The organism is Ohtaekwangia kribbensis, from assembly GCF_042676245.1.
In the GTDB taxonomy this organism is placed as follows: domain Bacteria; phylum Bacteroidota; class Bacteroidia; order Cytophagales; family Cyclobacteriaceae; genus Ohtaekwangia; species Ohtaekwangia kribbensis.
Window position 1 is genome coordinate 434,312 of the sequence record NZ_JBHTKA010000007.1, and the last position, 20,154, is coordinate 454,465.

Consider the following 20,154-nt stretch of genomic DNA (forward strand, 5'->3'; position numbering starts at 1 on the left):
GAAGCCAAAAATAAAGTACCGCCTGACTAAAACCAATGAAATAAAATTGTGTTTTAAATTTTTTTTTGCGCACCGGTTTGCAAATCCGAAACACAGCTATATCTTTGCACACCTTTTGAGAGAAACACGAAAGGAAAACACACTCACACAAACCCTACCATTAAAAAATGGTCCGTTCGTCTAGGGGTTAGGACACCAGATTTTCATTCTGGTAACACGGGTTCGATTCCCGTACGGACTACTGAAAAGCAAAAAGCAACTATCAAAAACGATAGTTGCTTTTTTTATTTGCTATAGCTGGAGAGAAAAATATCCGGATAATAGTTTTCGGGTAGCCATACCGTTGTAGAAGGATTGTAGTGTATGCTTCTCATCTTTACAACGAGGCCTCGATGACAATCTTACCAACGATAGTATACATTCCTTTAATCGCCTTCAATGGAATGTCGAATGGCGAGTATACCGAATTGCCATCTTCATCCCTTCATATCATTATATGAATTGAGTTGAATATGTCCTGGCTCACTGACTGATGAACACACTTTATAAATGCAGCTATCCTATAATTTCTATTAAATAATCTTCGCCCCATAATGGTATTGGCGCGGAAGATGCTTTAAACACGACTATAGATCCTGAAGGATATTTAGGATACATGCTATGCCCATAAACATGCCTGTTGATTTTAAAAAAGCTGATTGATACAGCTTTGTCGTTAATGCTTCCATGATTGTACTTTTGATTATGTAGCGAAGCAACGTTGACTTTATTACCTATGGTATATAAGATATTGCATAGGCATGCAATGGTGCTATACGTTCTAAAGTGTTAATACCTTAGCGTGTAACTTTCATGCTGTTAAGTGCAATCAGGAGAAGCAAAAGAAATGCAATGTTTAATATTAGGTATATAAATAGCGATACAGGTAAGTACTTTTGTTTGTAGGTTTTCCCTTTGTAGGGAAACAATGCAAACAAGATCGCTAAAACCAAACTTGCAACAGGAGCGAACATGTAAATGACAACAAGTGAACCTTGTATCGCTATAGATTTATCTGAGTTGCCGCCCGCATTGAATGTGACGAAGTAAGCTAGATAAACATTTAGTGCAGAGAGTGGAAGTGTTAAGATACAATAGAGCTTTAGGCTGATGAAAAGAACACTGGTTTTCTCCTGTACCGGATCTAGGTCTCTATCAAGAATTTCCATTTGAATATCAAAGCAGCAAAACTAATGCATTATGATGCTGTGCAAATGGATTTTAGATTGCAGATATTACATTCAGGAAAAAGATTGCATTATAAATCTTTTGATCTTGAAAAGAGCGGCTCCCTGCTCTAGCTAAATAAAGAATGCGAGTAGAAAATGCCACACTAATCAGCTACTCATATCATCGCTCCATTTTAACAGTACATTTACGCAATTCCCCTCCCAATCTGTCGCGTTCAGACCCGCATTGTGATGGATCGTCTACTGATATTTGTGTCGGAAAGAAAGACAACCCATCACTACAAACTATACTTAATATGCGTAAATTAAAATTACAAGTACAAATGAGCCTTGATGGCTTTGTTGCCGGACCCAATGGCGAGCTTGAATGGATATGGCTTTTAGAGCGTGACGAAGCTTCTTTTCGGAAGGTAATTGATTTAGCTGATAGCTGTGATACTATTTTGCTGGGACGCAAGATGACACCAGGCTTTATTAATCATTGGGAAAATGTAGTGGACAATCAGCCCGATAGCATTGAGCAACCCTTGGCACAACGCATGGTAAATATGCGCAAGATCGTTTTCAGTCGCACGGAGAAAAATATGAAAGGCAGAAATTTAGAAGTGGAAAGCGGAGAACTTGCTACTGCCGTGCACGCGCTGAAGAAACAACCGGGCAAAGACATTATGGTATACGGAGGTGCTACTTTTGTGAGTTCACTCATCAGTCAAAACCTGGTAGATGAATACTATATTTTCAGAACTCCGGTAGCCATCGGTAATGGATTGTCAATTTTCAAGGAACAAAAACGTCTGGACCTGGCTAACACCGTTAACTATAAAAATGGTAAGGTACTCGAAATATACCGACCACTATAGATAAGATAAGGAGAAGCAGGCCCCGTAAGCCTGGTGTAATTTTACTTCTTACTTCTGTATTGGTATGCCCACCACAAGAAATAATGCAAGCCTTGATAATTCGCAAGGCTTGCATAGCAGCATTTACCTTTTGAAAAATTTAACGAGCAGTTCTCTCACTTTTGCACCGTCAGCTTCTTTGCCGGTGATTATCTTTTGAAATACATCTTTATCCTGCGATGTTATGTCGGTGATAAAACTGATATCATCGGATGTCATCTTGAGACTGCCCATTTGCCAGCTTGGAAATATTCTGTCTGTAATCGGGTTGTAGGAGATCATCACAACCTTTTCGTGGCGTGCATCTTTTTTGATCTTATCATAAAGGCTTGTCAATGCGGTGGACTTGCCTTCAACGTATTGAATAAACCGCGTGTCAGAGTACAGCAGAACACCGGTGATATCGAGCGGGCCATTGTTCGTTCTGCAGGCGGCCAGGATTTTTTCTATTTCTTCATCCGTACAGTTTCTTTTTCGTGTGCTTACATAGACCAGGTGTGTCAGCATGTTTTTTTTAGTTTAATGATTTGCTTACTAAAACACCGGATGAAGCGTAATGTTTTGGCGAGTGATTCGTAACGATGTATAGCAGGAAAAAAAACGATAACAATCCGACTGATATTTTGTTAGACTACCATGCTTTCGGCAAAGACTATCACTGTTCATCTTAACCAATGTATTTACTATAGTTATGAGAATATACTTCACGCTTTTGTTCTTCTTTGTTCTTACTTCGGTATATGGACAAAATACCCCTGCTGATACGTTACGAAACATTGAAGAATTTAAAAAAGAGCTTCTTTCACTGCGTGCCGACGTTGCTAACATACAGGTGAACCTGGCGCGATCGGAAAAACGATTTAAACGCGGCATTGCCGTTGCAACCCTCGGGTATTCTGTAACCATAGCCGGTGGTCTTATGCTCGGCCGAAAACGTGACGAGCTTGGAAAAGGACTGTTAATTGCGGGGGGTGTAACCGGTGTTACCGGCACGATATTGATGGTGGACGCTTTTAAGTTTCTGGGACGCGCATCGCGAAAACGATCGCCATAATGATTAACGGTCGAGCCACATTTTAAACTCATGTACACGCTCGCGGCTTACCACCAGTTCATGTTCGCAAGGCTGGTTAAGCTTTACTTCTATTTTTGCACTGATCAAGCCTTTTACTTCAAGAACGGCATCAAAGCTAACGATATATTTTCTGCTGATGCGGAAGAACTGCTCGGGATTGAGTATATCTTCTAATTCTTCGAGCGTATGATCGATAAGTGCTTTTTTTCCATCGCCCTTTCCAATGAGGTAAGCATTTTTACCATCGGCAAAGAAGTATGCAACGGTATGGGTAGGTCTGTACTGAAGTTTGTTGCCGGATTTAATGAGCAGCCGTTGTTTGAACCTGCTGTTTGCATTGCCAATAATTTCCTTCAGGGCTTTGATGTCGGTGTCGGTTAATCGTGTGCTGGTGGGGCGGTATATCTTTCGTAATTTTTCAATGGCTGCGTGAAGGTCGTTTCGTTGAATGGGTTTGAGCAGGTAATCTATACTATATTGTTTGAATGCCTGCAGCGCGTATTGATCAAAGGCTGTGGTGAATATGATGGGTGACTCGATCTGCACCTTATCAAAAATTTCGAAACTCTTGCCATCAGCCAGTTGTATATCCATGAATACTATATCCGGTTGCCGGCCTGATAAAAAATAAGCAACAACATCCTGCACGGAATCCATCCGCTGTACCACTTTAATGGTGGGGTCGCACGCTTTGATCAGGGATGTTAACCGCTCTGCAGCCTCTGCTTCATCTTCTATAATACATGCTTCCATAACTATGTGTGGTCTACTTGTACAAGGGGCACCTTAACGATAAATTCATTTTCAGTTTTCATGATCTCGACCGGTTTGCTACTTAAAAATTCATAACGCTTCATTATATTTTTCAATCCTATATAGGCAGACGGATCTTTAACATGTTTTTCCTGCAGGTTGTTGGAAACCGTAATCGATCCATTGTAGGAGGTGATGCTGATCTTGAGTGGCAATTTGCCCGACACTACATTATGCTTGATAGCATTCTCTATTAGCATTTGCAGCGTGGCCGGGGCTATATGAAATTTCTCTGCATCGGTGGCGATGTGCTTTGAGATAAATATATTTTCACCAAACCGTATTTTGAGCAGATATAAATAGGAATCAATAAACTCGAGTTCTTCCTGCAGGGATACAATTTTGCGCTCCTGGCTATAAAGCAGGTAGCGGTATACATTGGAGAGCTGCGCTATAAACCTGGCCGATGTATCGGCATCTTTATACACGAGGTTAGACAGCGCATTGAGACAATTAAACAAAAAATGTGGATTGATCTGAGAGCGTAATGCTTCGAAGCGCGCTTCGATACTATCTTTTTTAAACTGCTCGGCTCTTACTTCGGCATTCTTTGATTTTTGCAGGAAGAAATATATAGCATTAACACAGTTAAGAAAGAGGTTTACCCGGAAAGCAAATGCTATAACCAGTTTGAAGTGCTCCATGCTCCAGGTAAGCCCGCGTACCAGCGCGAGGTATACTGCGGCTAATCCTAACAGCGCTCCTATAATGGCATTGAGCTGACTAAGTAAAAACAGTATGATGAGAGGATGTATTTTTCTGGCTGTGACTTCGTAAAGTTTATACTGACGGCTTTCAACAAGGCGGTTAAGTTCCCAAACCACGAGGATGACCACCAGCAGTAATAGGAACAGAAAACCCGTTGGCACCGGAAACTCAAACAACTTGTCGCCAATTACCCAAAGTATGTTGATGAGAGAATAGGCTGCCAGCAGAATGATAAAAACGTACCTGTATTTACTGCGAAACATGGCTTGGTGCGATTGATAGTATATCTGCTATGAAACAATCAGGTCCATACATTATTAACATCGTATGGACCCGATTGTTTTAATCCACTTTAATCGGGGAGCAGCACGCGATCAATGGTATGAATTACACCGTTGGTGGCCAGTACATTTAATAATGCTGCATTGGTGCTGAGGTTGGCAACATTACCACTTCCATCGGTAATGGTTTTATTGGTAGCACTGATGGTAACATTACCGTTAAGCGTAGCGACATTACCATTAACCAGGTCTGTAGAGAATACCCGCGCTGCTACCACGTGGTGCTGCAGCACAGCCGTGAGTGTGGCAAGGGGTATATCGTTAACGCCTTCAACATCCAACACATCATATAGTTGTTGAAAGGCAGCATCGGTTGGAGCAAATACAGTAAGGTTCGCGTCACCGTTGCTTACGGCCGCAAGCAAATCGGTATCGGTGCCGCTGGTTCTGGCAAGCGCTGCTACCAGTTGTGTGAACTGTGGACTGCTGGCGGTTGAAAGATCAGTAGCTATACCTGCGATTGTTTTTGACGGAGGAATAAGCGTGCGATCGATCACGTGCACGACACCGTTGGAACCTGTAATATCGGTTGCCGTAACTTTTGTTGTACCATTGATGAACACGCCATTGGCTCCGTTGTTGCTGAGGTAAAAATTACCACCCAGCGTAGTGATCGATGCACTGCCGGAAGGAAGCTCCGCAGCACGCACTTCATCATCAATAACATGATACTTCAGCACAGCATTCAATGTTGCTTTGTCAGGGAGTGTAGTAATTCCTGCTGCGGTGAATGCTGCGTTGGTCGGTGCAAACAAGGTTAGTTTTTTGTTAGACGGTCCGTTGCCGAGCAATGTAGTGAGTATGGATGCATCGGCTGCCTGTACGGCAGCAATAAGTGTTGTAAAGTTTTTGTTAAAATAGGCTGGCGCTACGATCGTGCCGACAATAGGAGTTACGGAAGGCGGCACAAGAACAGCATCAATAATATGTACTACACCATTGGATGCTTCCACATCGGCCGTTACAACATTTACATTGACGTTGAGTTTAACGCCACCGGTTATCGTTACAGCAATATCTTCGCCATTGGCTGCCTCAACGTTTCCATTGGTGAGTTGTGTGGATTTTACCGCTCCGGATGTGACAACGTGATATTGAAGTATATTCTTAAGTACATTCTCGGGCACATCGTCAATGCTTGTTTGACCTATTGCTGCGAGTAAACTGGTGAATGCTGTATTGGTTGGTGCAAACACCGTATACTTTCCGTTGCCATTGAGCGTGCTTACCAGATCAGGATACTTTGATAATGCTGCTACCAGAGAAGACAGGTTATTGTTACCTTGGGCAATTTCTACAATTGTCTGGTCGGGTTGCGAAGGTGAATCATCGTCATCATCACAACTTGAAATAAATACCAGTGACAGGGCGACTACCATTGTTATTGCTAACCGGCTAAAGGTTGAGCGCAATACATGTTTTTGAATGTTTACTTTCATACGCGTTAAATGTGGGTTTGTTTATTCGATGATGTAGTAACCCGGAGGAGGCTGTTTTGATTAGCGCTATAGTGCAAGCAACCGGAATTATGGGAGCGAATTGTAATTTTAACGGAGCGAACGGAATAACCGGTAGCCCAGACGTTGGGCACATGTGGATGCCATGCGAAACCGGAATATCGTTACCTTACAGGCCCGACTATGTTACGGCCGCTTTCGATTGATGGAATGATTTCTGGAGAAAGTAAGCTTTACGGCATGAGGACACCAGCAACGCAGTATTGAAAAGAGCAAAACACAAGTATTTATACCTGTACAAATAAATATACCGGATAAACAAAGTATATCGAAAATCTAAACCAATAAATGGCGATGAGTAAAGTAAGAGTAAACGCATTTTCAATTTCACTTGATGGCTATGGAGCCGGACTCAATCAAAGCAAAGAAGAACCGTTAGGAAAGAGAGGCGAGGAACTTCACGAGTGGATTTTCCCTACGAGGATGTTTCAGAAGTTGTATGGTAAAGTAGAGGGAACAGAAGGAGCGGATAACGACTTTGCTGAAAAGTCATTTGAAAACCTCGGTGCGTGGATTATGGGACGCAATATGTTTGGACCTGTTCGCGGCCCATGGCCCAATGATGAATGGAAAGGTTGGTGGGGAGACAATCCGCCCTATCATGTCCCGGTATTTGTTTTAACAAATCATGCAAGGGAATCTTTTACGATGGAAGGCGGCACTACATTTCACTTTATTACCGGTGGTATTGAAGTTGCCATGGAGAAGGCAAAGCAAGCAGCCAACGGTAAGGATATACGCATTGGTGGTGGAACGTCAACAATTCGCCAGTACTTGCAGGCTGGTTATATAGATGAAATGCATCTTGCTATAGCCCCTGTATTTCTGGGAGCTGGTGAACATTTTTTTAATGGAATTGATTTGCCGAAGTTAGGCTTTATTGAAACGCAAACTATATATGGACAGCGAGCAGCACATGTGGTACTAAAGAAAAAAACGTGAGGAAAAGAGTGAGTCGAAAAAACTCAATGGAAATTCGCTGGTAGAGCACATTGCACTCACCAAGTGAACGAACACACCGGTCGCTATAAATCAAATCCTTTCAATACAATTAAAAAGACAAACAGTACTCTACTCCAATCGTATCAGTAGATTGTCTGTGGTTATTCTGCGGTATCGGTATATCTGTGATTTATATAACTTTTACAGATTTTATGTAACGCTTTTCATGCAATGGGAACGCATCTTTGCGCTGCACCACGTGTATAAGAATGCACAGGTTGTAATGCATGACGAACAATAGGTATACCATCGACAGTAACGATGTCTTTAAACCGGCAGATTACGCTGATATTACGGATGAATTGATATTGTTCAGACAATCGTCATCAGCTTTTTCAAATTCACATAAAGCCACTATGTTTATTTCATTTCTGAAAGACCACATGATTGGTACTGCCCTTGTGAATTCTTATCCTGAACTTGTTTCGCACATCACGTCACGACAAATCTGTGTTAAACACCTGGAGCTCCTGTTCGAATCGAGCCGTGCCAACCTTTCTTTTCAGAAAGACCTTGAAACCTATATCAGACATCAGCTGGAATAAATACTGGTGGAAAACTAAAATGGAAGTTACCGTACTTTTTAATTGCTATCTCTCTGACCGCAACAGCGAAAAAACAGTTTGTACCTTTAAGATTATCCTGACGAAAAACCGGGAGAATCCCTTTCACTTGTATAAGCTGGAAAACATTGTTTTAGATCAATGGCAGAAGTTGAATATTAATACCACCATGAACGGGGCCGTGCGCACACTTCTGCAGGAACTGTTTTCATCCGATATAAATAAAGCCATTCATTACGGGCAACTGGTTTTGAATACACAGGGTATTCTTAAAAAAATAATAAATGGAAAAATGGCTATCTCCATAGGTACCGCTGATACGAAAGAACTGCTCACACCTGATTTTGATTTCATACTGGAAGAGCTCATCGAGAACCAGGTAACCCGGCCGTAATATAGCCAGCGAGGCGTTCCAATTTACAGGGAGTAGAATAACTGATAGAGGTATATTTCACGGTAACGTTATCGCTAGTTGTAACATAGCAATAACATTACCGTCCTTTCCGGGAATTACAGCATTGAAATATAGCAGAAGTGCATTGTAAATCTGATTGTGCAAACCATGTTAGCGCAAGCGGGTATAGATCGTATTCTGGTAAACGGAGTGGCTCTTACACGGTTGATACATGAGCGTAGGTGCCGGGTTCAGCAGTTCAATCACACTGCGGATACTTGTAAAGCTTTCACGCGCTGAATTATACCGGGAGAGCAGCGCATCCATTTTTTGCGTAAGCTTTTTAATGGTAGTGCCTGTTGATATTTCTGATGTGTTCATATTTATAGCTATTTAAAAGATTGTTTCAATGTTATTTACCGGTGCGTTATACGATACCGGTTTGTTTGAGAGATCGACCGCAGAAGTTGTAGTGCATGTTTAGCGCGTAACTTTTAGCGGATTAACAGGTGTAAGTTCCCGTTCAAAGTAAGCCTGCTGTTTGCCGTGTTCATCGCCCACTGCAGCACAGTAATAAATGCGTTGAAGGTACTTGATAATAACCAGTTGAAGCGAAGGGTGTACCTTGGCCATAACGAGCGTACCTTCCGGATAAATATTATCAGTGTTTATTCTGTAAGCCATGGGTATCGGTAGAAATTTTAGTTGTGAAAAAAATAACAGTCGCTTTCTTAGAGCTGCTTTTTGCGACAAGTTTATTTACAGCGTTTCGATAATGAGCTGAAGTTCTTTTGCCGGTATAGATAATTTTAATTCCAGGGCTTCGAACATGGTTACTTTGTTTGTTTCGTCAAAATCCAGGTCAGCGTCTGTTAAAGCAGGAAACTGCTTTTTGAGTTTCGTCTTCTGCGCCTCCCATCTGGAGTTTGCTTTCGATGAAGTATGTAACCCTATCATGATGTTGTATTTTATCAAACTGCAAGTTGGTGTCAATTAGATTGGATTGCCTTACAGCGAAAAGCCAAAGAGTTACATAATTCACACTTTTCCACGTATAGTTATAGAGTAAACCTGCGAGCGTTGAGATGTATATGTTTATGAACCCAGTTTACTTCATCTTCAGGCGATATGTGATTTAACGTGTTAAATCGACTGAACACACGGAGGGGAATATCATAAGGGAGTGTCTCCGCTAAATAAGGGCCTGATACCCCCAACATCCAATTATTGGCAGCAGCCCAGTGTGGTGGCATTGTTCTATACTTGAAAACATAGTACGTCATGTCATCTATAGCAACACTTTTTACCAGTTGTATTTCATCCGGGGCCATGCCGAGTTCAGTTGGAAATTCTAGCCAGTTTGCAAGAAAACTCTCTGCTCCCTTCTCGTGGGTAAAATATTCCGCAGGGAAAAGGTCTTGTCGATTATGCTCGCAGAGCATAAGATATACTAAATAACGCAAGGAGGCGTTTTGTACCAGCGACAGAACCTCGGAGTCTTTAATCGTTTTGTTTGAGGCAATCTTTTGCATAACAGGATTTAATACATCATACTTGCTGTCTGCAAGCCGATGGAATTTGCGCCTTACATAGTAATGGTTATACAACAACCATATACCCGATAGAACTGCAACCAGCACTAAAAGAAGCAGGCTTGCATGCAGGATAAAAGATTTACTCATAAATAGACAATTAGTATCAACACACCCTGTACGATGGCGTGCTTGTGTGCGCCCGTAACGCATTACATGCTTTGAAAACATAAGAATCACGAGAAAGAGGATTCTGTCAACTCCTAAGCATATATATGATTTGTATAAAAGTACCTTTTAACATCTCAATAAATGTAAAATTTCGGATTTATAATTAAAATGAACGATTGTCACGCGAGTAAACGTTATCTATTAATACACCCCTGCATATGCTAAAATATACTTTTGATACCGGTGATAATGTATTCTTCAAGCAACTAAAGCTAAAAGTTGATAATTACTTTTCGGAGTATAAACTTCACCGTGCCGGCAATGGTAAACTGTACCGGAAGAGTTTAATACAGGTATTTGCTGCGTTGAGCCTTTACATATTACTCGTTTTCTTTACACCTGCTGCACTGATTGCGATACCATTATGTTGTATATTGGGACTTAATCTTGCCGTTATCGGCTTTAACGTAATGCATGAAGGTGGACATCAAAGCTTTTCGCAATATGCATGGGTAAACAATGTATCGTCTTATTTCCTTAACGTGCTGGGTGGTAATTCTTATTATTGGAAGATCAAGCATAACGTTAATCACCATACGTATACGAACATTGAAGGAATGGACTCAGATATCGATGTAAAGCCTTTTATGCGTTTACATGGCGATCAGCCGCTGCGTTCTTATCATCGCTACCAGCATATTTACTGGCCGGTGCTATACAGTATTTCATACCTGGTGTGGGTATTTTACGAAGACCTGCAAAAATATATCAGCGGCAAAGTATCGGTAAATGCTGCGTGTAAGAAGCTGCCGTTAAAGGAGCATGTTATATTCTGGTTTACAAAATTTATGTATGTTGGGATGTATATGGTCATCCCGATTATAGTAGTAGGCTGGCTGCCGTGGCTTATTGGTTTTCTTATAGTAACGCTCACCTGTGGTATAGCAATAAGTATTGTTTTTCAACTGGCACATGTGGTAGAAGGTACCCAGTTTCGTTCGGCCAGTACACAAGATCAGTATAGCAGGCAGGAGTGGGCCATTCATCAAATCAGCTCCACGGCCAATTTTGCAACAACCAGTAAACACCTGCATTGGCTGCTGGGCGGACTGAATTTTCAAATTGAACATCATTTATTTCCACGTGTAAGCCATATACACTATCCTAAGATCAGTATACTGGTAAAACACGCTTGCGCGGAATCGAATATCATCTACCATGAATATTCATCTATGGTAAAAGCAATCGTTTCGCACGTTATTCATTTACGGAAGTTGGGCCGTGCGTGACCGCGCTGCCATATCCTGCTGTTGATATTGATCTGTTGGCAGGCATGCATTTTGGATGTGGTATGCACCACTTTAATTGAACGTGATACTATGAAGATATATATTAAGTATATGGTAAGTCAGCGGTGCAAGATGATGGTGCGTGATGAAATTGACAGGCTGGGCTTACGATATACCATTATTGAATTGGGGTTTGTTGAACTTCCTGATGACATCACCCAGCAGCAGCACGATGAATTGAAGAAAAACCTGTACCACTCCGGATTAGAACTGCTGGACGACAAGCGAAGTATTCTCATCGAAAAAATTAAGAATGTTATCACCGAGATGATTCACTATACCGATGTATTACCGAAGACTAATTATTCGGAATATATAAGTGAAAAACTCAATTACGATTATACATACCTGGCCAATGCGTTCTCGGAAGTAAAAGGTATTACTATACAGCAATTCATTATTCTTAACAAGGTTGAGAAAGTAAAGGAGTTACTTCTATACGATGAACTAAATTTAACCGAGATAGCCTATAAACTGCACTATAGTAGTGTAGGACATTTATCCAACCAGTTTAAAAAAGTTACCGGGTTATCGCCATCGTTCTACAAGAAGCTGAAGCAAAAGCGTAACAGCAACCTTGAGAATGTGTGATATGTGTAAAACCGGGAGTTAGTTGTGTAACGCGCCTGCTATATTATTTGCTCTCTTTTGTGAGGTAGTTATGACGCAAACAATTAAACAAACAACACATATGGAAACTGTAAAAAAACAAGAAGCAGCCGCTACACAGGAAGGGACGACTTTTAAAATAGCCGGAAACTGGAATGAACAAGCCCGCGAGTTGCAAAAGGAATTTTCGGAATTGTCTGACTCCGATCTCGAATTTCAGGAAGGTAAAGAAGAAGAACTTCTGAAAAGAGTTGAAGTGAAACTCAACAAAAGTCGCCAGGAAGTTATTGATCTCATTGCGAAAGTTCAGACAGCTGAGAAACAAAACTGATTCTCCCTCATTGTTTTGCCGGTGCTATAAATTTATACCGGATACAGCCGGCAAAAAATCTCTCACGTTGTAAAAAATATACATGTATCTCTCCGGAAAAGCAGAACATATTGTTTCTGTTTTTTTGGGGATTGGTATCCCGATGCAACGTCAGTTTCTGGTTGCGATCAAAAAGAACAAAGCTTACAGAGTTGAACGGTCTCAATTAAGTGCGTGCAATCCATTGTTTTCGCACAGGAGATTGGGACATGATATTTATTTAGTTATTTATTGGAAGATATGCTGATATGGTATTAATTATACTTACCTTTGAAGGGTATTAAGTTATCTGCAATTTAGTAGTATATCATTCTGTTAAATTATAATCATTCCTCACATTTCCACCTCCGGAAAAGCGATCAGAGTAGTTATTATTCATCTAGAGTTCTGAAAGCTTGGTACAATCATTTTTAATTATTTTAAAATTATGCAAGGAACAGTAAAATTCTTCAATGAAGCTAAAGGTTTTGGCTTTATTAAACCTAATGATTCACGTGACGATGTTTTTGTTCACTCGTCAGGTCTTATCGATGAAATTCGCGAGAACGATGAAGTTGAATATGAAGTTGAACGCGGTAAAAAAGGTTTGAACGCAGTTAACGTAAAACGCGTTTAGTTTTTGTAATTCAATGTTAATGGTGAAAAGGCCTTTCAAAACTGGAAGGTCTTTTCTTTTTTTTAAAGGTGTTACGCATTACAATAATGTAATTGCAGTGATATACTATCTTTATCGAAATTTGGGTAGTTTAAAGGGAGTGAATCACGGCTATGCACACGACACTTCCATTGAATAGGAATACTGTCTGTAAAATGTTATCTTTAATAAGCTAATGGCATATGTGTTTATATGCTGCACTCATGCTGCTTTTGCAGTCGCCTAAAAATTATATCTGAATTTGTTGTTGGTTACCAGAATAGTTTCTACAGTACTCACCCGGTTGTTAATTCGTAAAACGGATAGTGACTTTCATCTCATGAAGGCAACTATATATTGAACGCGATATGTCTTTGATTAATAAATTGATTTTCTTGTTTAAACGGTTTTCCTGGTTTAAACGTCTTAATGCTAAAATTACCTATGAACTTTTAGCCAGGTATATTTCGGCTGACAGCTGGCAATTCATGAATTACGGCTACGTGCCAACGGCTGAGGAGGCTGCGCTTTCGCCTGTGTGTGGTAACATCGTTAACCAGCAGCTCTCTGCTAATATGTATCATTACCTGGCATCGAAAATTGTGTTGACAGACAAGTTCGTTCTGGAAATAGGAAGCGGTAGGGGAGGCGGAGCACGATATATTGCAGAGCATTTTAAGCCCTTGAATTATATCGGGCTGGATATAGCAGGAAGTGCCGTTGAACTGGCGAACCGGCTGCATCCACTACCTAATGTTAAATTTATACAGGGGAGTGGGGAGCATATTTCTTTGTATGACGGTACTGTTGATGTCGTTGTGAATGTGGAGTCTTCGCATGGCTACGGTGATGTAGCATTATTCATTCGCGAAGTATACCGCGTGTTAAAGCCCGGTGGATATTTATTGTTGGTCGATTTCCGAAATTCAGTAGACAATATGGAATTATTTAAGCAACAGCTTCTGGCATCGGGTCTGCATTGTATTTGCCTGGAGAATATCAGTGCACAGGTTGTTGAGGCCATAGAGACAGAAGATCCTGTAAAACGTAAACAAATAGAAGCCTGGATACCACGCCGGTTTCAAAAAATATTCAGCGAGTTTGCCGGTGTAGTAGGTTCGAAATTTTATAATACGTTAAAGAGCGGAGAAAGGCCTTATTACCGGTTTGTGCTGACGAAACCTGTGGTGTAGTATGTTGGTCATATATCTAATTACACCCACAGCCGCCACCATTTTTACCACCGTTAGCACCGGAGGCGCCTTCGCGGTACAGCTCAAAACTGGTTTCGAACTTTTGCGTTTTGCGTGCAGCGAGTTCCATCTCCGAATCGTTGAGGTGCATTTTCTGATATTCCTTCACGGGTGCACATTGTGATAGTGAAATAACTGTTAGTATAGACAGTACTGCTAATGTTTGTTTCCTTTTTTTCATAAAGTTTTTTGGAGCGATATATTTTTAGAACTATAAATAACATCATTATCATCGATGATAATGCATGCTATATCTCGTAATTGATTAATAAGATGCAAACCGGCTTTAACTCCCATAACCATGATAGGTGTAGCCATGGCATCGGCAAGTTCGGCACTGGCGCAGAGCACCGTAACACTTTTTATACCTCGTACCGGGTACCCGGTTTGAGGATCTATAGTATGCGAATATTTAACGCCATCGATCAATACATATTTTTCGTAAGTGCCAGATGTTGCTATCGAGGTGTCGGATAATTGTACAGATGCAAAGGGTAAATTTTTTGTATTGGGATCCGCAATACCAACGGTCCATTTACTGCCGTGCGGTTGATGGCCCCAAACGGTAAGGTCGCCTGCTGCATTTACAATTCCACTGGTAACTCCGGCTGCGCGCATGATGTGTTTGGCCTGATCGGCAGCGTAACCTTTTCCGATACCGCCAAAACCAATGCGCATTCCTTTCTCGGCGAGAAAGACGGTTTGATGCTGACGGTCCAGTATAACTTTTCGAAAGTCAATCAGTCGCACCATAGCCTTCGCGGTTTGCAGATCGGGCAGTGCTTTCATGCTGCGATCAAAATTCCATAGGCTTTTATCAATCGAGCCGTAGGTAATATCAAAGGCTCCTTGTGTGATAGACGAAATACGAATAGAGCGCTCGATGAGATCGAAAACTTCTTTATCAACCTTCACAGGCATAATTCCCGCATGTGCGTTGATCTGGTTCGTCTGACTTGTATCATCAAAGGTTGTGAGTAATTTTTCGATGCGCGATACTTCCGCGATTCCTTCATCTATACAACGTATAGCAAATGCTTCGCTATCGGAAACCACTGAAAATTCAAAGTGATTGCCCATCAGTTTCAAGCCTTTACTATATACCTGAGTCATGCTTACGGTTGAGGTATCGCGTTATTGAGGTTCTCTATGAATTTTTCGTAGCTGCCAAAAACGTAACCATCCCACGTTTTAATTACGTTTCCATTGGAATCGACCAACACGGTGAACGGAAATTTACCGGAAGGATTATACTTCTCTGCGAGTGCTTCGTTGTGCTTTACCTGTTCGCCCGGAAGCTGATTCTTTTTGGAACGCGGAAAATCTGCGCGAACCAAAACCAGCTTCTTTTCGGCAAGATTTACAAAAGCTTCATTTTCGAATACTTCTTTTTTCATTTTGATACAGGGAGCGCACCAGTCCGATCCGGAAAAATTGATCAATATATACTTGTGATCCTTTGTTGCCAGATCTTTAGCCGTGTTGAAATTGCCGAGCCACTCAACGGCCGGCATGGTAATAAGCAGTATATATACCAAAAGGAGTTTCATGGAGTATATTATTTAAGTTTCAATAAAATAGTTACAATGTCAGCATTTAACCCGGTGGAGCGATGGTAGTGTCCGTACCGCAGCTCAACAGCATTCAGTTTGGCTATATTGGCGATACCACCGGGTGGCGCATAGCGTATACCCATACCAAACATATTGCTGGAAAGTTTAGACAGATCGTAATCGCTGGTATAGTACGCTTCATTCAGGTTATGCTGCTCATACTTCGCAAAGTATTTTACACCTTGTTGCGTATAGTATCGGTAAAACGGACTCACTGAAAAGAACGGAGTAATCTTTACCGGTGTTTCTATTTCTGCGGTATGCGCCTGCAATCCCCAGGTATCCGTATAGTATCGATAATAACTACGAATAATAAACCGATCACCCAGGAAATAGTTCAATCGCACACCGAGTGGCAGTTTGAAACGCGAATCCGGAAGGTGCTCTACCCGGTGCGATCCATCTGTAAAATACGTTCGGTGATATAGTGTAGCGAGTTGCCCTTTTTGATACGCCACATCGGCCAGTAGTAACACCTGCAATCGTCTTGTTATTACCTGGCTGAGACTGAACGATGTGCTATAGGTATTGCGCGGTTTGTTCCCCTTCAGGTTACTGCCCGATCGAAGCTCAATAGGAAGTATAACGGTCCAGGTATCAAGATATACCTGACCTTTGGCGCTGAATTCACGGTTCTTGTCTTTGGATAGCTTTGCCCATCCCAGGCTTAATCCTTTCGACAAGTAATCATACTCTGCCGAGATCGAACCATTTACACTGACAGTAGATCCGTTCTCTTCGTTGGCAATGGCATAGGTGATGGAAGGGTATATGCGTTGATCGCCAGACGATGCTGAAGATATAGTATTGGGATCAATTTTGTCAGATGATGCCGATGAATATACATCTACTCCAAGCTCAGCAGTGAGTGTATGCTTTCGCCTGCGGTGATCGTAACGTGATAACTTTACATCGATTGTAGTTGCAAAGTCCGTTAAATGCTCCGTACCGATGCCACCCGTAACAGCGGAGTTGTTGCCATCCTGTTTATAATAACTGGAGACAAAATTTACTTCTTCCAGTTTAAGCTTTTTTCGCTTGTAAATGGAGGAGTCCTGAACATCCTGGGAAAAGCCCGCTAACGTTGACAGGTATATCCCGATAGCAGCCAATGATATTTTTAACATAGAATTTAAAAATGCAAACTCTGAACAAATTTTGAAGACATTCTGAATTTTTGAGATTTTAGGATAAATACGCAGCTATAGGCCTGAAATTTTTTTCGTAAAGCTGCCATACTGGTGCACGGCAATTTTTCGTTTCGGGCAGGAAACAACGGTGTGTTTTTACGTTGCGTGCCTGGGTTTATTCAGGAGGCACTACAGGAACCAGCTGCCTAGTGTGAAGAGTATTTTATTTTTCTTCCCAATCCTTCATAGATACTATATTCAATTTTTTTGCGTAGCAGAATAACCAGCGCAGTGGCCAGAATAAGAGAAGAAGGAAAGGCTGAACCTATACCTAATGGAGCAATAGCCAGCAGAAAAATAATAGCTCCCACCATGGCCGTTTTCAGGAGCTTACCTTTATACAGGAGAAATGCCCCGATGAGTACCTGACAGCCCGCAATTATAAATATATAGGCTTGTATATGCTCACTGAACGGCCCCAGAATAATGCCTCGGTAAAAACCACTGGTTGTTAATTCACCAAACTGTAAATACAGCCCGGGATTTCCCGATGCCGTAAATGCATTGAAGGCCGCTGCGCCTATAAATATACCACTCAGGAAAACACGCCCCACATTGGGCCACAGCATGGCTATAACGGCTGTGAGAATTGCAATTACATTAGTAATAATGTAGGCGACAGTATAGTCAGTTTCCATAAGTCAATTTGTTTGTGAGTAAGAATGCTATTGCGTTTTTTCGGCACGTTGTTCGTGATTGGTCTTCCAGTGTTCAAGCTGGCGTTTGAGAGCGGACACAGATTGTTGGATGGCGTCTTCAAAAGAATTACTCTGCTTGGACGCAAAGAGATCATTACCTGGAACAACCAGTTTTATTTCACAGATCTTGTTCTCTCTTTTGTCAGACTTGTCAAGCTTCAGGCATATATGCGCTTCCACAATGCGTTCATTTATAAGCTGGAGTTTCCGAACGTGGTCTTCTGCAAATGCCAGGAGTTTTTGTTGTGCATCGAAATGTGGAGTCTGAATGATTAGCTTCATAGAAATTGGTTATTTAAAAGTATACTGCGATGTAAACAGGAATGAATCGTTATCACATCAAATCTATATTTTCAGTATTTGCTGCGGAATGACCAATATCAGTATAGCGGGTGATTTTGGTCTGGTTTACGAGGCGTACGAACGATGATGATAATCCATATACCTGATGACCGGCATCATAACGCGGAGGCACATAGCTATATACTTTCGGCAGGAATAAAGACTAGAGGTTATATGCGCCTTACAACATTTTTCTGTTTTTGGCTGGTCAGCGTGATGGCAGTAAGCGAAGTGGTTGCCCAGAACGATATATATACGTGGCAGCGTACCCGGTTTTCGTTAGGAATTTCTGCCGGACAGTTGACTGATAATTCGTGGCTTGGGCTGGAAGTGAGTAGCCCGGTTAGGCATCGTCATTTCAGCCTGCGACTGACAGGCAGTGTGCATTGGCTCGAAGCCTATAAGACACAGCGCGATCGCTGGGGTACATTTTCAATACTAAATCCTGCCGTGGTTATATATACCCGCGTTATGGACCGAAGCCGCTGGTATATTGATTTGGGACCTTTGTTCATTATTCCTCAGAACAAGGTATCCGACAAGAAGCTGGTAAGCGGTATAAGTGCACTGGCCGGTATAGAAGTATTTATATTGCGAACCCCCAATAGGGGTGTTGGCTATCACTTTAATATAGGGCTTAACTATGCCAATGCATACGCTGACAGACTCGATAGCGATCCGCGCTATAGCAACGGATTTATTTTCTGTAACGGCTTCCGGTTTTATTTTTAGGAATATGACTGGCCGATCACTGATTTTCCGGTTGGCTCGCATCATAACGCGCCAGCTTGTCTTTTGCCATGCGAAGATCCATTTCGCTCGAGTATATTTTATCTGATAGTTTATGCGTAAGGTTATCGAGGCGGTCTGTTGCCACTCGCAGGTAATCGAGTGGTTTGCGTAGAGTATCGGGTACATTGGTATAGGTCTGAATCAGGTTGGTTAGTCCCATGATACTGCATACCGGTCCGCGAACATCATGCGCAACAATGTGTGCGATTTCTTCCAGTACACGTATATATCCATCCTTTTGTAACTCGGAATTTTTCCGATCGGTGATCAGGGTACGCAGCGAAAGGTAGCTGGTAATAGTACGTGCTTCATTAAAAATGGGGATGATGACGGTATCAACCCAATAGAGTGTTCCGTCTTTTGCGCGGTTTAATATTTCTCCGTTCCAGCGTCTGCCCGAAGATATAGTTTGCCAGAGATTGATAAAAAAATCCCGGGTATGATAACCCGATTTTACGATGCGGTGATTCTGGCCGATAAGTTCTTCTTCGCTATATTTTGAAACACGCTGAAAATTTTCATTCGCGTACGTAATAATGCCACGGGTATCGGTTATAGAAGAGATGATGTTGACATCAATGGCATTCCGATATGCCTTTAACTGGTTCAGTAAACTCCACTCGGTTGCCGTTCGTTTGTTTTCTATAATATATCCTTCTATCGCAGTCAGTTCGTTATTGTTATTAAATACACCAACAAACCAGTCGTCAACGATGCGTGGCTTTCCGAATACATCGATTACCTCTATCTGAAGTTTTTCAAGTCCACCGGCGTGTCGCGCAATTTCAATTTTATGGTCGATTATGAGTTTGTCTGCCGGTGCCAGAAACTGCTGGTAATAAATCGGGGGCTTGAACAACAGTTCTTCCGGAGGCACGCCCAGGAGGTTAGCGACTGCTTTACTTACATAGCTGACCGTTACTGCTGGCAGCAGACTGATGCGGTATGTTACTCCTGGCAACGCATCTGCCAGGTTTACCAATGGAACTGAAATCTTCTGCAGAGACTGATCGTTCATAGCCACATCATGATATATACTTGTATATATTTATAAAGTGCA

At 41.7% G+C, this 20,154-nt stretch carries 26 protein-coding genes and 1 tRNA gene; 12 read left to right on the forward strand and 15 right to left on the reverse strand.

Annotated elements, in window-relative coordinates; all coding sequences use genetic code 11:
- Positions 1-169: 169 nt before the first annotated feature.
- A tRNA-Glu gene (locus ACFQ21_RS17040) sits at positions 170-241 on the forward strand.
- 1,110 nt (positions 242-1,351) lie between these two features.
- Positions 1,352-2,089 (forward strand): dihydrofolate reductase family protein, encoded by a 738-nt coding sequence (locus ACFQ21_RS17045; protein WP_377580487.1) that lies wholly within the window; start codon positions 1,352-1,354, stop codon positions 2,087-2,089.
- A gap of 123 nt (positions 2,090-2,212) precedes the next feature.
- On the opposite strand, the gene ACFQ21_RS17050 is transcribed toward ACFQ21_RS17045, so the two are convergent.
- A complete protein-coding gene (locus ACFQ21_RS17050) occupies positions 2,213-2,635 on the reverse strand; it encodes a BLUF domain-containing protein (RefSeq protein WP_377580488.1) in 423 nt (140 codons plus the stop codon).
- A gap of 184 nt (positions 2,636-2,819) precedes the next feature.
- On the opposite strand from ACFQ21_RS17050, the gene ACFQ21_RS17055 reads away from it, so the two are divergent.
- Positions 2,820-3,182 carry a hypothetical protein gene (locus ACFQ21_RS17055; RefSeq protein ID WP_377580489.1) on the forward strand — a complete coding sequence of 121 codons (363 nt, stop codon included), beginning with the start codon at positions 2,820-2,822 and terminating at the stop codon, positions 3,180-3,182.
- Between the two features lie 3 nt (positions 3,183-3,185).
- Here ACFQ21_RS17055 and ACFQ21_RS17060 read toward each other — a convergent pair whose 3' ends face one another.
- The 3 genes from ACFQ21_RS17060 to ACFQ21_RS17070 all read right to left on the reverse strand — a co-directional run bounded on the left by ACFQ21_RS17060 (position 3,186) and on the right by ACFQ21_RS17070 (position 6,504).
- Positions 3,186-3,956 carry a LytR/AlgR family response regulator transcription factor gene (locus tag ACFQ21_RS17060; RefSeq protein ID WP_377580490.1) on the reverse strand — a complete coding sequence of 257 codons (771 nt, stop codon included), beginning with the start codon at positions 3,954-3,956 and terminating at the stop codon, positions 3,186-3,188.
- Positions 3,957-3,958: 2 nt separating this feature from the next.
- A complete protein-coding gene (locus tag ACFQ21_RS17065; protein WP_377580491.1) occupies positions 3,959-4,987 on the reverse strand; it encodes a sensor histidine kinase in 1,029 nt (342 codons plus the stop codon).
- 89 nt (positions 4,988-5,076) lie between these two features.
- On the reverse strand, positions 5,077-6,504 hold the full coding sequence (locus tag ACFQ21_RS17070) for a fasciclin domain-containing protein (protein ID WP_377580492.1): 1,428 nt from the start codon (positions 6,502-6,504) through the stop codon (positions 5,077-5,079).
- 372 nt (positions 6,505-6,876) lie between these two features.
- Between ACFQ21_RS17070 and ACFQ21_RS17075 the strand changes: the two genes are divergently transcribed.
- From ACFQ21_RS17075 to ACFQ21_RS17085, 3 genes are all read left to right on the forward strand, one after another.
- Entirely contained in the window at positions 6,877-7,524 is a 648-nt protein-coding gene (locus ACFQ21_RS17075) for a dihydrofolate reductase family protein (protein ID WP_377580493.1), read from the forward strand.
- 287 nt (positions 7,525-7,811) lie between these two features.
- Positions 7,812-8,129: a hypothetical protein gene (locus ACFQ21_RS17080; RefSeq protein WP_377580494.1), complete on the forward strand. Its 318-nt coding sequence runs from the start codon at positions 7,812-7,814 to the stop codon at positions 8,127-8,129.
- Positions 8,098-8,541 carry a hypothetical protein gene (locus tag ACFQ21_RS17085; protein WP_377580495.1) on the forward strand — a complete coding sequence of 148 codons (444 nt, stop codon included), beginning with the start codon at positions 8,098-8,100 and terminating at the stop codon, positions 8,539-8,541. The genes ACFQ21_RS17080 and ACFQ21_RS17085 overlap by 32 nt, the downstream gene beginning before the upstream one ends.
- 171 nt (positions 8,542-8,712) lie before the next feature.
- Here ACFQ21_RS17085 and ACFQ21_RS17090 read toward each other — a convergent pair whose 3' ends face one another.
- The 4 genes from ACFQ21_RS17090 to ACFQ21_RS17105 all read right to left on the reverse strand — a co-directional run bounded on the left by ACFQ21_RS17090 (position 8,713) and on the right by ACFQ21_RS17105 (position 10,223).
- The gene (locus ACFQ21_RS17090) at positions 8,713-8,922 is read right to left on the reverse strand and encodes a hypothetical protein (RefSeq protein WP_377580496.1); all 210 of its coding nucleotides are present in this window, start codon (positions 8,920-8,922) and stop codon (positions 8,713-8,715) included.
- A 99-nt stretch (positions 8,923-9,021) separates the two neighbouring features.
- Complete coding sequence (locus ACFQ21_RS17095) at positions 9,022-9,225, reverse strand: hypothetical protein (RefSeq protein ID WP_377580497.1); 204 nt, start codon at positions 9,223-9,225, stop codon at positions 9,022-9,024.
- 75 nt (positions 9,226-9,300) lie between these two features.
- Positions 9,301-9,498: a hypothetical protein gene (locus ACFQ21_RS17100; protein WP_377580498.1), complete on the reverse strand. Its 198-nt coding sequence runs from the start codon at positions 9,496-9,498 to the stop codon at positions 9,301-9,303.
- Between the two features lie 101 nt (positions 9,499-9,599).
- The gene (locus tag ACFQ21_RS17105; protein WP_377580499.1) at positions 9,600-10,223 is read right to left on the reverse strand and encodes a hypothetical protein; all 624 of its coding nucleotides are present in this window, start codon (positions 10,221-10,223) and stop codon (positions 9,600-9,602) included.
- Between the two features lie 239 nt (positions 10,224-10,462).
- Here ACFQ21_RS17105 and ACFQ21_RS17110 point away from each other — a divergent pair, with 239 nt between their 5' ends.
- The 5 genes from ACFQ21_RS17110 to ACFQ21_RS17130 all read left to right on the forward strand — a co-directional run bounded on the left by ACFQ21_RS17110 (position 10,463) and on the right by ACFQ21_RS17130 (position 14,399).
- Positions 10,463-11,533, forward strand: coding sequence for a fatty acid desaturase family protein (locus tag ACFQ21_RS17110; protein ID WP_377580500.1), 1,071 nt, complete (start codon positions 10,463-10,465; stop codon positions 11,531-11,533).
- Positions 11,534-11,623: 90 nt separating this feature from the next.
- Positions 11,624-12,184: a helix-turn-helix domain-containing protein gene (locus tag ACFQ21_RS17115; RefSeq protein ID WP_377580501.1), complete on the forward strand. Its 561-nt coding sequence runs from the start codon at positions 11,624-11,626 to the stop codon at positions 12,182-12,184.
- Between the two features lie 100 nt (positions 12,185-12,284).
- Entirely contained in the window at positions 12,285-12,533 is a 249-nt protein-coding gene (locus tag ACFQ21_RS17120; protein ID WP_377580502.1) for a hypothetical protein, read from the forward strand.
- A 463-nt stretch (positions 12,534-12,996) separates the two neighbouring features.
- Complete coding sequence (locus tag ACFQ21_RS17125; RefSeq protein ID WP_377582033.1) at positions 12,997-13,188, forward strand: cold-shock protein; 192 nt, start codon at positions 12,997-12,999, stop codon at positions 13,186-13,188.
- Positions 13,189-13,694: 506 nt separating this feature from the next.
- Positions 13,695-14,399, forward strand: coding sequence for a class I SAM-dependent methyltransferase (locus ACFQ21_RS17130; RefSeq protein WP_377580503.1), 705 nt, complete (start codon positions 13,695-13,697; stop codon positions 14,397-14,399).
- Positions 14,400-14,415: 16 nt separating this feature from the next.
- On the opposite strand, the gene ACFQ21_RS17135 is transcribed toward ACFQ21_RS17130, so the two are convergent.
- From ACFQ21_RS17135 to ACFQ21_RS17160, 6 genes are all read right to left on the reverse strand, one after another.
- On the reverse strand, positions 14,416-14,640 hold the full coding sequence (locus ACFQ21_RS17135) for a DUF4266 domain-containing protein (RefSeq protein ID WP_377580504.1): 225 nt from the start codon (positions 14,638-14,640) through the stop codon (positions 14,416-14,418).
- Positions 14,637-15,572, reverse strand: coding sequence for an FAD:protein FMN transferase (locus ACFQ21_RS17140; RefSeq protein WP_377580505.1), 936 nt, complete (start codon positions 15,570-15,572; stop codon positions 14,637-14,639). The genes ACFQ21_RS17135 and ACFQ21_RS17140 overlap by 4 nt, the downstream gene beginning before the upstream one ends.
- A gap of 2 nt (positions 15,573-15,574) precedes the next feature.
- Complete coding sequence (locus ACFQ21_RS17145; RefSeq protein ID WP_377580506.1) at positions 15,575-16,009, reverse strand: thioredoxin family protein; 435 nt, start codon at positions 16,007-16,009, stop codon at positions 15,575-15,577.
- 8 nt (positions 16,010-16,017) lie between these two features.
- A complete protein-coding gene (locus tag ACFQ21_RS17150) occupies positions 16,018-17,199 on the reverse strand; it encodes a DUF3570 domain-containing protein (protein WP_377580507.1) in 1,182 nt (393 codons plus the stop codon).
- 209 nt (positions 17,200-17,408) lie between these two features.
- Positions 17,409-17,900, reverse strand: coding sequence for a hypothetical protein (locus tag ACFQ21_RS17155; RefSeq protein WP_377580508.1), 492 nt, complete (start codon positions 17,898-17,900; stop codon positions 17,409-17,411).
- Positions 17,901-17,927: 27 nt separating this feature from the next.
- Positions 17,928-18,242: an HPF/RaiA family ribosome-associated protein gene (locus tag ACFQ21_RS17160; RefSeq protein ID WP_377580509.1), complete on the reverse strand. Its 315-nt coding sequence runs from the start codon at positions 18,240-18,242 to the stop codon at positions 17,928-17,930.
- Positions 18,243-18,476: 234 nt separating this feature from the next.
- Here ACFQ21_RS17160 and ACFQ21_RS17165 point away from each other — a divergent pair, with 234 nt between their 5' ends.
- The gene (locus tag ACFQ21_RS17165; RefSeq protein WP_377580510.1) at positions 18,477-19,034 is read left to right on the forward strand and encodes a hypothetical protein; all 558 of its coding nucleotides are present in this window, start codon (positions 18,477-18,479) and stop codon (positions 19,032-19,034) included.
- 16 nt (positions 19,035-19,050) lie between these two features.
- Here ACFQ21_RS17165 and ACFQ21_RS17170 read toward each other — a convergent pair whose 3' ends face one another.
- Complete coding sequence (locus tag ACFQ21_RS17170; RefSeq protein WP_377580511.1) at positions 19,051-20,112, reverse strand: PAS domain-containing protein; 1,062 nt, start codon at positions 20,110-20,112, stop codon at positions 19,051-19,053.
- Positions 20,113-20,154 lie beyond the last annotated feature (42 nt).